This window comes from Parachitinimonas caeni, assembly GCF_030129945.1.
In the GTDB taxonomy this organism is placed as follows: Bacteria; Pseudomonadota; Gammaproteobacteria; order Burkholderiales; family Chitinimonadaceae; genus Parachitinimonas; species Parachitinimonas caeni.
Window position 1 is genome coordinate 14,150 of the sequence record NZ_JARRAF010000029.1, and the last position, 13,501, is coordinate 27,650.

The 13,501-nt window shown below is 63.1% G+C and carries 7 protein-coding genes; 4 read left to right on the forward strand and 3 right to left on the reverse strand.

Translation table 11 applies throughout. From position 1 onward, the window contains the following. The first annotated feature begins 140 nt into the window (after positions 1-140). Together PZA18_RS18385 and prfH are read left to right on the forward strand one after the other, a co-directional pair. Positions 141-1,277 (forward strand): RNA ligase RtcB family protein, encoded by a 1,137-nt coding sequence (locus tag PZA18_RS18385; RefSeq protein ID WP_284102332.1) that lies wholly within the window; start codon positions 141-143, stop codon positions 1,275-1,277. After that, on the forward strand, positions 1,277-1,888 hold the full coding sequence (prfH, locus tag PZA18_RS18390; RefSeq protein WP_284102333.1) for a peptide chain release factor H: 612 nt from the start codon (positions 1,277-1,279) through the stop codon (positions 1,886-1,888). The genes PZA18_RS18385 and prfH overlap by 1 nt, the downstream gene beginning before the upstream one ends. Before the next feature lie 97 nt (positions 1,889-1,985). Here prfH and PZA18_RS18395 read toward each other — a convergent pair whose 3' ends face one another. Both PZA18_RS18395 and PZA18_RS18400 read right to left on the reverse strand, forming a co-directional pair. After that, positions 1,986-3,395: a patatin-like phospholipase family protein gene (locus tag PZA18_RS18395; RefSeq protein ID WP_284102334.1), complete on the reverse strand. Its 1,410-nt coding sequence runs from the start codon at positions 3,393-3,395 to the stop codon at positions 1,986-1,988. A 202-nt stretch (positions 3,396-3,597) separates the two neighbouring features. Beyond that, positions 3,598-3,837 carry a hypothetical protein gene (locus PZA18_RS18400; RefSeq protein WP_284102335.1) on the reverse strand — a complete coding sequence of 80 codons (240 nt, stop codon included), beginning with the start codon at positions 3,835-3,837 and terminating at the stop codon, positions 3,598-3,600. An 801-nt stretch (positions 3,838-4,638) separates the two neighbouring features. Between PZA18_RS18400 and PZA18_RS18405 the strand changes: the two genes are divergently transcribed. Further along, a complete protein-coding gene (locus tag PZA18_RS18405) occupies positions 4,639-4,851 on the forward strand; it encodes an MbtH family protein (protein WP_284102336.1) in 213 nt (70 codons plus the stop codon). A gap of 51 nt (positions 4,852-4,902) precedes the next feature. On the opposite strand, the gene PZA18_RS18410 is transcribed toward PZA18_RS18405, so the two are convergent. Next, positions 4,903-5,067 carry a hypothetical protein gene (locus tag PZA18_RS18410; RefSeq protein ID WP_284102337.1) on the reverse strand — a complete coding sequence of 55 codons (165 nt, stop codon included), beginning with the start codon at positions 5,065-5,067 and terminating at the stop codon, positions 4,903-4,905. Between the two features lie 64 nt (positions 5,068-5,131). On the opposite strand from PZA18_RS18410, the gene PZA18_RS18415 reads away from it, so the two are divergent. After that, a complete protein-coding gene (locus PZA18_RS18415) occupies positions 5,132-13,459 on the forward strand; it encodes a non-ribosomal peptide synthetase (protein WP_284102338.1) in 8,328 nt (2,775 codons plus the stop codon). The last annotated feature ends 42 nt before the right edge of the window (positions 13,460-13,501 follow it).

Sequence of the window (13,501 nt, forward strand, 5' to 3'; positions counted from 1 at the left end):
CCCTGAGCTTCGTAGAGAATGGGCGCCCAGCGCGCTGTTAGCGGCTCAGCGTCTTGATTCACCGGAAGGTGACAGAATTTCCAGCCTCGGCCTTGGCCTGCCAATTCATCCTTTTTCAGTTTTCCTAAATGGATTGGTATATGGGCAATTCCCTACAGCAATTGGCTGACGGCATTTCATTGATCGCCTCGGCCGACACCTGGATCGAAGGTAATGCGATCCAGCAACTTCACACCACCGCCAAACTCAGCGGCATGCAACAAGTGGTTGGCATGCCCGATCTGCACCCTGGTCGGGGCTATCCGGTCGGCGCGGCTTTTTTCTCCACTCAACGCTTCTACCCGGCATTGATCGGCAACGATATCGGCTGTGGCATGAGCCTCTGGCGTACTTCGCTTGATCGCGCCAAACATCCGGCAGACAAGCTGGAGAAGCGGCTTGGCAATATTGATGGGCCACTAGACGACGGCTGGGACGAACAGATTGCCGCCTTGAATCTGCCGCATACCGGCTTTGAGTCTTCCCTGGGTACGATTGGTGGGGGTAATCACTTCGCCGAGATCCAGCAGATCGACGAGATTTACGACGCCGACAGCCTGGAGACGCTGCAGCTGGACAAGCGCAAGCTGCTGTTGCTGGTACACAGCGGCTCTCGTGGTCTGGGCCAGCTGATCTTGCGTCAGCATGTTGATCGCTTCAGTCACGACGGGCTGCCGGAAGGCAGCGCCGAGGCCGAAGCTTATCTGGCTCAGCACGCCGTGGCACTGCGGTTTGCCGAAGCCAATCGGCAGTTGATTGGCCTGCGCATGCTTGAGCGGCTACGGGCCGAGGGCGAACCCGTGCTGGATATTCACCACAATCTGCTGGCGCCCACCCGCGTCGGTGAGCAGTCTGGCTGGTTGCACCGCAAGGGCGCCACACCCTCGGATGCCGGCCCGGTGGTGATTCCCGGCTCTCGCGGCGATTACAGCTATCTGGTCATGCCCGTGGCAGACCCCTGCAGCCTGTTTTCGCTGGCGCATGGTGCAGGCCGCAAGTGGATGCGCAGCGAGTGCAAAGATCGACTGTCGTCGCGCTATACCGTCGCCCAGCTCGCCAAGACGGCACTCGGCAACCGGGTAGTCTGCAAAGACCGGCAACTGATTTTTGAAGAGGCTCCGGAAGCCTACAAAAGCATCACGACCATTATCGAGTCTTTGCAGCAAGCAGGGCTGATCCGGCTGATTGCCCGACTCAAGCCGGTATTGAGCTACAAAACCCACGGGGAGTGCTGCTGATGATTCTGTTGCAACTCTCTGCGTCACAGGGCCCTGCTGAATGCGCACTCGCCGTTGCCAAGGCTTTGCACCGATTGTTATGGGAAGCCCGGGCGGCAGGCGTCAGGGCTGAATTGGTTGAGGAAATCGCCGGTCCACGGCCCGGCACTTTGCGATCAGCGCTGCTCTCACTCGAAGGCGATGCCGCCGAAACGCTGGCACAGCGCTGGTGTGGCACCGTGCAGTGGATCTGCCCGAGCCCTTACCGGCCGAATCACGGGCGCAAAAACTGGTTTATCGGCGTCGCCATCTTTCGCGAACCACAAACCGCCCATGCCGGTGAAATTCGATTTGAAGCCTGCCGTGCCTCCGGCCCTGGTGGCCAGCACGTCAACAAGACAGACTCAGCGGTACGCGCTACCCATCTGGCAACCGGCATCAGCGTCAAGGTACAGACGCAGCGCAGTCAGCACGCCAACAAGCGGCTGGCGGTTTTGCTGATCGAGCAGAAGCTGGCCGAACTCGCCGCCGAATCGGCCGGTGAGCACAAAGCCGAACGCAGGATGGCCCACCATGAGGTGGAACGCGGCAATGCCGCCCGGGTGTTCAGAGGAGAAAAGTTCGAGCCTTGAACCCAGGCAGGCGCAGATGGGCCGCCGTGCGGTCTACAACCCAAAAAGCCCGTCCAGTGCATGCTGGGCGGGCTTTTTTTGAGCAATCGCGGCGCTGTCACGGGGTTGGGCCGCTCACCTTTGACTGAAAAGCCTTGATGACAGTGTTGCGGCCTATCGCTTCTTCTCCTGCTTTGATCAGATCATCAATATCATTCACCGGCAGCTTGAGGCGAGTCGGGATGGCGCCCAGACGGGTCGCGGCGGCGGGGCCGAGGCTTTCGAATGAAATCCGGGTCACGACAATTGACACATCATTGCAACGCCAAAGTGGTTGCGTCGCCTTGACCTCGGCTTGCTTGGCTGCCGGCAGCTGACAGCGATAGGCGATGATGTCCTCTTGCCAGGTTTTCACCATCTGCACGAAGCTGTCGTAGCTCATGCGCACATTGGTAGCCATGGCAGCGTCAATCGAGGCGCTGGCCAGGTCAATGCCGGAGGGCCCGGCAAGGCTGTTATTCCATTCCCCACTAGGCCCCTGCCCGGCATCCACCACCACAAACAACATATTGCGGAGCCGCAGTGCGTCGCCTTCAGTCAGGGGGCCATAAGGCGTGCCTTGCAGCAGGCGGGTCTGCTGAATGCTGGCCAGGCCATAGTTATCGGCCACCCCGCCATCGACCAGCTTGATATAACGCCCCGCCCTGGCATCCCGGTATTCACGCGCCGCATGGGCCAGCGCATGCATCAACAAAGGCTGGGTCTTGGCATTCTCGGCCTGGGTATCCCAATCCGGTAAGGGGCCACGACACTTCTCGGGATGCTTCTCCAGCACGATCGGGGCAAAAAACAGAGGGACCGCCATCGAAGCCGCAACGGCTTCCGATACCGGATAGCTGGCCAGATCGCTGCACAGCACATCAAACGCACGCTGATGAAACGGGAACGCAATGCGGTGATAGATATCGGTGGCGTTGATCCAGATATTCGGGCGGCCACGCCGGAAAATATCGGCGAAGGTGGCGTTGCGGTATAGATCGTGCTCAAGCCAGCGCTGGAAGTTGGCACGATCATTCATCCCCCCCGAAATCATGCGGGCGATATTGACTGGGTTGACCAGACTCAGACGCAGATCAGCCTCACCATCGCTGAGCAGCCCGGCCTCGCGAAAGGTATCGAGGCTGGCCTTGCCATGCAGGCCGTAATAGGCAGCCGTCATCGAGCCGCCCGACACACTGGTGATCAAGGCGACATCATCCAGCAGCGTCTTGCCGCCTTGGGTATTGAGTTGATTGAGTCCCTTCAGGGCGCCGTGGGCAAAAGCGGCGGCGCGAATGCCCCCGCCCGAAAAAGACAGGCCGATGGCCGTTTCACCCACGCCGCCCGATGGCTCACGCAACAAGTTCGGACCTTGTGTGGCCGGATCGACCGCCGGGCGGTTACGCGGCAGGTTACCGACATTCACTGCCGCACAGCCACTCAGTAACACGGCTGCCAGCGTGGTGAGGAGCAGAGGATTGATACGCAAGTTGTTCTCCCGGCAAGCGCCATCATGCCGTCAGCGCGCCACGCCCAAACCGGGGAAAGGCTGTCTGGCACTATGCAATGGCACCTGACTAATAGCGATTTACAGAACCCTGAACCCCATCGGGTTTGAGCCCAGCCATTCAAATCAGATACCGGCATCGTGCAATTAGCGTATACCCGCCGTCAATACGCGATAAACCCGACTAGTCCGCCGAAACAAAACCTTCGTTGACGATCTGTATTCTCATCCCCCGCCATTTTGTCAGCCGCTCTACAGCACGATCGGCAATGAGCGCATCGTAATGGCGCCTCTCCATCACAATATAGTCAAGCCCCATCTTTTTCATTTTCTCGACCAGATCATTACAAAAGGCGGTAATCGACATTTCTACCGGTTCTTTCTGAAACAAAGCCTCCAGCTCTTTGAGTAATTCCTCTTTCATTTCTCTACCTGTTCAGAAAAATGTCACGATCAATGATAAAAGCATAATAAACAAGCGCGCCGCACCCGGCAAACCATGACGCAATGCAACAACAGGCCCTCGCCGGCGCCTCCTTGCGCAAAAAATCATCCCGTTATAGAACTCATACTCGTTGCAATAACCGGGCAATGCCAGGTTGCGTTAACGTTCGAAAGGCTCGCAAAATCACCCGATCATGCAGGTTGGTACCCCGTCGAGCGCGGGTCTGCCGGCTTGGCCCAGGACCTCGACACCGCGCTGAGACGCGCCCCTCCACCCTACAAACCGGCTGTCCAAGAAATGGCTTTCATGCCTTTTAATTATCCATTTGAACAGTCATATGTCCTTTTAAATCAAAGATGACAGACATATTTTATTTTTCTGTCTGACAATGATGCAGTGCAGCGGTTGAATTGATTGCATTGGTAAAAAGCTTCTGTATAGTCCGTCTAGAAATTTTGCCAAGACGTTTTATTGATCGGGCTCTGCCGGCTCTGCTGACCAATCATTTCTGTTTGCTGAAATGCCGCTCTGCAGAGAGAGCCTGAATGGACACCCCGTCGGTGGCGATATCGCCCAGACGGGTAAGCAGGCCAGAATGTGCCGTCTCATTGATGCGATGTTTTGCTGTGGGTGGAGTGGATGAATAGCTTAATTTCAAAGAAATTAATTTAAATCAAACACTTGCGCAAAAATCTCGGCAAAACCTTCGCAAGCGGATTGCAATGGATTGAGTCGGAGGCAGGCTGGCCAGTTTCCAAAACAAGTGGAATGGGCATCAGCGTGACGAATCAGAACAACCTGACCGAACCGATATTCAACGTCGTCATCAACCACGAAGCGCAATACTCTCTCTGGCAGGCAGACAGGACGCCGCCTGCAGGCTGGTCAACCACCGGCATGCAGGGTTCGCGGGCCGACTGCCTCGCCTACATCGCTACCCATTGGACGGATATGCGCCCGCTATCCCTACGCAGCCAGGCGCCCGTTTCCTGAACCGGTTCGGTTGATATTTTGTTTCCGGGCCACACTGCGTCGGCTTTGCGTTCAATGCCGGGCAAACAGCATGCCGCTTAATGGGCTCAGCAAGCCCTGCCAGTGCGTCACCAGAAACAAAACGCCAACCGCACCCAGGTGTGCCATCCGATGACGGAATGGCATGCGCCGGACGCGTCCGTCCACATCCATACACATTCTGAATAACGTCAGCATGCCTTGCTGCTGACGTGAAGGCGGCTGAGCGCAGGAAATGTCTGCTGCCAACAAGGGGGAGCAAATGACCACACCAGATTCCATTGCACACAGCACACCGGCTGACTGCGTGCAACAAGTCATTGAACAGTGGGCAGCCAGAGCGGCCGACTGCCCCGCCCTGCGCTGGGGCGAATTTTCGCTCAGTTATGGCGAACTCAACCAGCAGGCCAACCGGCTGGCACGCTATCTGCAACAGCGTGGCGTAGGGCCGGACAGCCTCGTCGGCTTGGCCATCGAGCGCTCGCCGGCGATGCTGATCGGCTTGCTGGCCATCTGGAAGGCAGGCGGCGCCTATCTGCCGCTCGACCCAAAGTATCCCGCTGATCGGCTGGGATTCATGTTGCAAGACGCCACACCCGCGCTGGTACTGACCAGCCCGGCCAGCCGATCGGCGATTCAGGCTGCCTTGCCGATGGCCGCTTACTGCCCAGACCTGATCGACCTGACGTCGGATCAGGCCGAGTGGGCCGACCTGCCCGCCAGCAATCCGCCCCCCCTCAGTGCGGCGCCCGCACACACTCTGGCTTATGTGATCTATACCTCGGGTTCGACCGGTCGCCCCAAGGGCGTGCTGGTCGAGCATGGCGGTCTCGCCAATCTGATGCGGGCACAGCAGCAGGCATTCGTCATCACGCCGCAAAGCCGCGTGCTGCAGTTTGCATCGCTGAGCTTCGATGCCTCGGTGTTCGAGATCGTCATGGCGCTGTGCAACGGGGCCAGCCTGTGTCTGGCGGAGCCGGACGAGGTACTCGCCGGGCAGGTGCTGGTGGATCTGATCCGCCGCCACGCTGTCAGCCACACCACCTTGCCGCCTGCCGTGCTGGCCAGCGTGCCGGATGACGCCGGGCTCGACAGCGTGCAGACGCTGATCCTGGCGGGCGAAGCCCTCAGGCCGCAGCTGGCACGACGCTGGCGGCGCGGCCGGGCCTTGTTCAATGCCTACGGCCCGACCGAAGCCACCGTCTGCGCCACGCTCTATCGTTGCAACGAAGGCAGTGACGACACGGCCGGGGTACCCATCGGCCTGCCGCTACGCAATACACAACTGCTGATGGTGGATAGCCACGGCCAGCCCGTTGCCGACGGCGATGTCGGGGAAATCTGTATTGGCGGAGCGGGGCTGGCGCGCGGCTACCTCAAGCAACCGGCGCTCACCGACCAACGCTTTGTACAGATTGGCCATGCGCGCTTCTACAAAACCGGCGATCTGGGCCGGCGTCTGCCGGACGGGCAGCTTGCCTATCTGGGGCGGAATGACTTCCAGATCAAACTGAGAGGCTTTCGCATCGAACCCGGTGAAATCGAAGCCCGACTGCTCGAAGACCCGGCCATCGCCGAGGCGCTGGTTCTGGCATGCGAAGTCAGCCCCGGCTCGACGGTGCTGGTCGCCTACTATCTGCCCGCCACCGGCCAGACAGCCCCGTCCCCGGCCGCGCTACAGACTCGGCTGCGCCAGCAACTGCCAGAGTCGATGCAGCCCGCCTGTTATCAACCTTTGGCCGTCTGGCCGCTGACCGCCAACGGCAAACTCGACCGGGCCGCCTTGCCGCTGCCGCAGCTGCCCAGCCGCTACCGCGCTCCGGCCACGCCGCATGAGAGCCTGCTTTGCCAGCTGCTGGCCGAGCTGCTGCAACGAGATCCGATTGGGGCCGACGACGAATTGCTGGCACTGGGCATGCACTCGCTGACGGCCGTGCAACTGGCTACCCGGCTGCGCGAGGCCTTGGGCCGGGTGCTGCCCCTGAAGACACTGCTTGGCGCCCGCACGGTGGCCGGACTGGCCCGCTGCCTTGACCAGCCAACCGTGACCGCCACAGCGCCACAGGCCCAGCCACTGCCCGCTCTCGACACGCTTGGCAACGACCAGCGCGCGCCACTGAGCTACCAGCAGTCTGCGATCTGGCTGCTGGAACAGCTGACGCCTAACAGCCTCGCCTACAACGCCCAGAGCCTGATCCGCCTTCGCGGCAGGCTCGATGTCGAGCGTCTGCAGACAGCACTGGACACCATCGTGGCACGCCATGAAATCTTCCGGACCACCTTTCACGCAGGGGAAGGCGCCCCCTACCAGCTGGTGCATGCCGAAGCCCGCGCCGTGCTCGAACACCTCAGCCTGTCGGCTGGCGCCGATGAAGCCGCCCTCATGGCCCTGGTAGACCAGCTGGTCGCCCGGCCCTTTACCCTGCATCAGCTGCCGCTGGTGCGCTGGAGCCTGATCCGCCTTGGCGAGGAAGAACACGCGCTGCTGCATGTCGAGCACCATTTCGTGCACGACGGCTGGAGTGCCAATCTGTTCCTGAAAGAACTGCTGGCGCTCTATGCCTCCCCATCCGCGTCCAGCGAAGTGCTGCCGCCCGTGCCGGCCCAGTACCGCCAATACGCCAGCTGGCAGCATAGCCCGGCAGCGCAGGCGCATTACGCCCGCCTGCTCGACTATTGGCGCGACCGGCTGCGCGGCGCGCCCACCCTGCTGGCACTGCCGACCGACCTGCCCCGCCCGGCCCTGCCCAGTTACCGGGGCCGTCAGCTGCGGTTCGAATTTCCGCCCGCCCTCTACGCACAGGTGGCCAGCTTCTGCCAGCGCGAGGGCCATACGCCCTATAGCCTGCTGCTGTCGGGTTTCCAGCTTCTGCTATCGCGCTATACCGGCAGCGACGACCTGCTGATCGGCTCGGCTGTCGCCAACCGGCATGGACGCGACCCCGAAGCCATGCTCGGCATGTTCGTCAACAGCGTTGTGCTGCGCAGCCGCCTGGAAGATGCACCGAGCTTTCGCACCCTGCTGGCTCGCACTGCCGAGACCGTGCTGGATGCCTACGACCACGCCGAGCTGCCGTTCGAACAGCTGGTGCGGGCCCTGCAGCCCGAGCGCTCGCCCGGCTACAACCCTTTGTTCCAGGTGGCGTTCAGCTTTCATAGCTCTGATCTGCCACCACTACAGAGCGACTCCCTCTCGCTTTCGCTGTATGAGGCTTACAGCAACCGCACCGCCAAGTTCGACATGGAGATCGTGCTGTTACCGCGCAGCCATGCCGGCGAGGGCCTGACCCTGCTCTGGAACTACTCGACCGACCTGTTCCTGCCCGACACCATCGAGCGGATGCTGGCCAACTATCTGCACTTGCTGCAGCAGGGCATGCAGACGCCAGAGCGGCCCATCAGCCAGTTCGACGCCACCTGCCCGACCGAGCGACAGCGCCTGCTGTATGGCTTTAACCCGCAGCCGGCTGTAGCGAAACCGCCTGTCACCCTGGCCGAGCAGTTCGAAGCCCGTGTTGCTGCAGCGCCTGACGCCCCGGCGCTCAGCTATCTGGCCGAGACCCTGAGCTACCGCCAGCTCAACGAGCGCGCCAACCAGCTGGCGCACCGGCTGCGGGCGGAAGGCGTTTCGCCGGATCAGCGCGTTGCCGTCTGCACCGAACGTTCGCTTGATCTGGTGATTGGTCTGCTGGCCGTGCTGAAAGCGGGGGGCGCCTATGTGCCACTCGACCCGGCCTACCCGGCCGAACGGCTCGCCTTTTTGCTGCGCGACAGCGCCCCAAGGCTGATCCTGACCCACGCCACTGCCCGGCCCGCCCTCGATGCCGCGCTGGCCGATCTCGACAGCCCACCCCCGATCCTGAGCCTGGATGCCGCCGCCGGGCAGGACGACCACCCGATTGCCAACCCCAGCCCAGAGGCGGTCGGACTGACGCCCCAGCATCTGGCCTATGTGATCTACACCTCCGGCTCGACCGGCACCCCGAAAGGCGTGATGGTCGAACACGCCCAGGTCAGCCGGCTGCTGAGCGCCACCGCCGACTGGTTCGAGTTCGGCCCGCATGATGTCTGGACGCTGTTCCACTCCTTTGCCTTCGATTTTTCGGTGTGGGAGATCTGGGGCGCCCTGCTGCATGGGGGCCGGCTGGTCATCGTGCCGCAGCTCACCAGCCGCTCGCCCGACGACTTCTACCAGCTGCTGTGCGAGGAAGGCGTCACCGTTCTCAACCAGACGCCAACGGCTTTCCGCAGCCTGATCACGGCGCAGGCGGCCAGCCCGCTGGCACACCGTCTGCGCACCGTGGTGTTTGGCGGCGAAGCGCTCGATGCTCCGGCGCTGCGGCCCTGGTATGCCGATGCCCGCAACCGGCTATGCCAGCTGGTGAATATGTACGGCATTACCGAAACCACGGTGCACGTTACTTATCGCCCGCTGCGGCCCACTGATGCCGAGCAGGCCGGTAACAGCCTGATCGGCCAGCCGATTCCCGACCTGCAGCTGTATCTGCTCGACCGCCATGGCCAGCCGGTGCCGCAAGGTGCCATCGGCGAACTCCACGTTGGCGGTGCCGGGCTGGCCAGGGGTTATCTGAACCGGCCTGAGCTGACGGCGCAGCGCTTTATTACCAACCCTTTCGTCGCGGGCGACCGCCTCTACAAGACTGGCGATCTGGGCCGCTATCGGGCCGATGGCCAGCTGGAGTACCTGGGTCGCAACGATTTTCAGGTGAAGATTCGCGGCTTCCGCATCGAACTCGGCGAAATCGAAGCCCAGTTGATCGCCTGCCCCGGCGTGCGTGAAGCCCGCGTCGTGGCCCGCCATGACCACGGCGATGTGCGGCTCTGCGCCTATGTCATTGCACAGCACCCGGAACAGCCGCCCACCGCCGAAGCCCTGCGCAGCGCGCTGGCCGCGAGGCTGCCCGAGCATATGCTGCCGTCGGCCTATGTCGCGCTAAACCATTGGCCGCTCACCAGCCACGGCAAGCTCGACGCCGCCGCCCTGCCCGCGCCTGACAGCCGCGCCATCAGCCATCGACCCCGGCAGGTACCGGTTGGGCCGATCGAAACCGCACTGGCCGCCATCTGGAGCGAGGTGCTGGGCGTAGCCGAGATTGGCCGTGACGATCACTTCTTCGAGCTGGGAGGGCATTCGCTGCTGGCCTTGCGGGTTCTGGAAAAAATGCGGCAGCAGGGCCTGCAAGCCGATGTACGGGCCTTGTTTGGCACGCCCACGCTGGCAGCGCTGGCGGCGGCAGTACAGACCGCCGCACCGCCAGAGGCGGTCCCGGCCAACCGGATCGGCGACAACTGCCCTCGCATCACCCCCGATCTATTGCCGCTGGTGCAACTGACCCAGGCGGAAATCGACCACATTGTGGCCACCGTGCCGGGTGGGGCCGCCAGCGTGCAGGACATCTACCCGCTGGCCCCGCTGCAGGAAGGCATCCTGTTCCATCACCGGCTGGCGGGTGAAAATGATCCGTACCTACTGGCCAGCCTGCTGAGCTTTGGCAGCCGCGACAAGCTGGACCGCTATATCGAGGCGCTACAGGCCGTGATCAACCGGCATGACATCCTGCGGACGGCCTTTATCTGGGAAGGTCTGCGCGAGCCGGTGCAGGTGGTGTGGCGGCAAGCCCGCCTGCCGGTCGATTGGCTGGAGCTGCCCGCCGACGGCGACCGGGCGGTTCAGCTACGCCAGCACTTCGACCAGCAGCACCCGGCCGGGCTCAACCTGCAGCAGGCGCCGCTGATGCGGCTGCTTGCCGGGCAAGACCCGCAAACCGGCCAATGGCTGGCGCTGAAGCTGTTCCACCACATCATCGACGACAATACCTCGCTCAAGCAGTTGAACGCCGAACTGCGCGCCCATCTGGCCAATCAGGCCGATCAGCTGCCCTTGCCGCTGCCCTTCCGCAATTTTGTGGCGCGTGCCCGCAGCGGCATCAGCCAGGCCGAGCACAGCGCTTTCTTCCGTGCACTGCTGGCCGACATCGACCAGCCCACCACGCCCTTCGGCCTGACCGACGTCCTGGGCGATGGCCTGCAGATGCAGCAGGCCCGGCTGAGTGTGGACGGTGAACTGGCAGCCGGCCTGCGTCGGCAGGCGCTGGCGCTGGGTGTCAGCGCGGCCAGCCTGTTCCACACGGCCTGGGCGCTTGTTCTGGGTCGCGCCACCGGTCTGCCGTGCGTGGTGTTCGGTACCGTGCTGTTCGGGCGGATGCAGGCTGGCGAAGGCGCTGACCGCGTACTGGGGCCGTTCATCAACACCTTGCCGTTACGGGTCGATCTGGGCAGCACTGCCGCCATTGCCTGCGTGCGCCAGACCCACCAGCGGCTGACCGGCCTGATCCGGCACGAGCATGCTTCGCTCGCGTTGGCACAACGGTGCAGCGCAGTGGCGCCACCGACACCGCTGTTCAGCAGCGTCATCAACTATCGCCACGGCGCTCTGGCTTCCGGCGCCGAGGTCCGCCCGGACCCTGAAGCTGGCACGGCGCACGAGCATGTGCTGACGCGGGAGCGCACCAACTACCCGCTGCTATTGTCGGTGGATGACCAGCAGGATGCCTTCGACCTGACCGTTCAGGTCACCGGCAACGTGGCGCCAGTACGTGTGGGCCAGATGATGCGGCAGGCGCTGAGCAGCCTGTTGTCCGCCCTCGACCATTCGCCCCAGCAAGCGGCCGGGACGCTGGAGGTGCTGCCCCCCGCCGAACGGGAGCAACTGCATCGGCTCAACCCCGCCCCCCGGCCTTATCCGCCGTCAGTCTGCCTGCATCAGCTGGTTGAGGCCCAGGTGGCTCGCACCCCCGATGCCATCGCCGTGGTGTCGGCCAGCCAAACACTCAGCTATGCCGCGCTGGATGCCGCAGCCAACCGGTTGGCCCGCCATCTGCAGCAACTGGGCGTGGGGCCGGATCAGCGGGTAGCGGTCTGCCTCGAACGCTCACCTGACATGGTGGTGGCCCTGCTGGCAGTGCTGAAAGCGGGCGGTGCCTATGTGCCACTCGACCCCGGTTATCCGGCCGAACGGCTCGCCAACATGCTGGCAAACAGCGCACCGCTGGCCGTCATCACCCATCCTGCCGCCCGTCGGGCTCTGGACGAAGCGCTGGCTGGCCTGCCCCAGACACCGCCGATGGTCGATCTGGCCGATGCCGCCGCCTGGGCCGGGCTCGCAGACGGGCCGCTGCCGGCCGGGCCACTGCAGGACACCCATCTGGCGTATGTGATCTACACCTCCGGCTCGACCGGCCGCCCCAAAGGCGCCATGAACAGCCACCGGGGCGTTGTCAACCGCCTGCTCTGGATGCAGGAAGCCTATGCACTGGATGCCAGCGACCGCGTGCTGCAGAAAACTCCGTTCAGTTTCGATGTCTCGGTCTGGGAATTCTTCTGGCCCCTGCTTACCGGCGCCCGTCTGGTACTGGCGGAGCCCGGCGGCCACAAAGATCCGGCCTATCTGGCCGGGCTGATTGCCAGCGAGGGCATTACTACCCTGCATTTTGTGCCGGCCATGCTGCCGCTGTTCCTGCAGTTGCTTCAGCAAGGCGACCATGCCAGCCAGTGCCGCAGCCTGCGGCGCGTCATCTGCAGCGGCGAAGCGCTGGGTGCTCATGTGGTTGCCAGCCTGCGCCAGCAGTTGCCGCAAGTCGCCCTGCACAATCTATATGGCCCGACCGAAGCGGCCATCGACGTCAGCGCCTGGACCTGCCCGCCCGGCAAGCTGCCTGCGCAGATTCCCATTGGCACGCCGGTCGCCAACACCTGCCTTTACCTGCTCGATGCCCAGCAGCAACTGGTGCCCTGGGGTGAGCCCGGCGAGATTCACATCGGTGGAGTACAGGTGGGGCGTGGTTATCTGAACCGGCCCGAGCTGACGGCGGAGCGCTTCATCCGTGACCCCTTCAGCCCCGACCCGACGGCGCGGCTCTACAAGACCGGCGACCTGGGCCGCTGGCTGGCCGACGGCAATCTCGAATACCTGGGCCGGCTCGACTTTCAGGTCAAACTGCGGGGTTTCCGGATTGAACTCGGCGAAATCGAAAGCGCCCTCTGTGCCTGCGCCGGCGTGGCCGAAGCGCTGGTAACCGCGCAGACCGACGGCAGCGGCGAGACCCGGCTGATTGCCTACTACCTGCCGGCCGGCACCGCACCGGCTCAGGAAGCCCTGCTGGCGCAGCTGGCGCGGCACTTGCCTGACTACATGCTCCCCACCGCCTGCGTTGCGCTCGAAGCCTGGCCACTGAGCCCCAACGGCAAGGTCGATCGCAAAGCCCTGCCGGCGCCCGATCTGGCAGCGGCCGGTCAGCTCGGTTACGTGGCGCCACGCACGCCCATCGAGCAGGCCGTCGCCGACATCTGGGCCGAGGTGCTGCAACAGCCCCGTGTCGGTATCCGCGACAACTTCTTCCAGCTGGGCGGCCATTCGCTGCTGGCCGCCCGCGTGGTGTCGCGCATTCAGGACACGCTGGGGGTCGATCTGCCCCTGCGGGTGCTGTTCAACACGCCAACGATCGAAGCGGTTCTGGAATACATCTTCGCGCAGTACGAATCGGCCGAAACGTCCGTCACCGCGTCATGACAACGCTTGGACGCAACAAATTGGATTCAGAATGGGAATGGA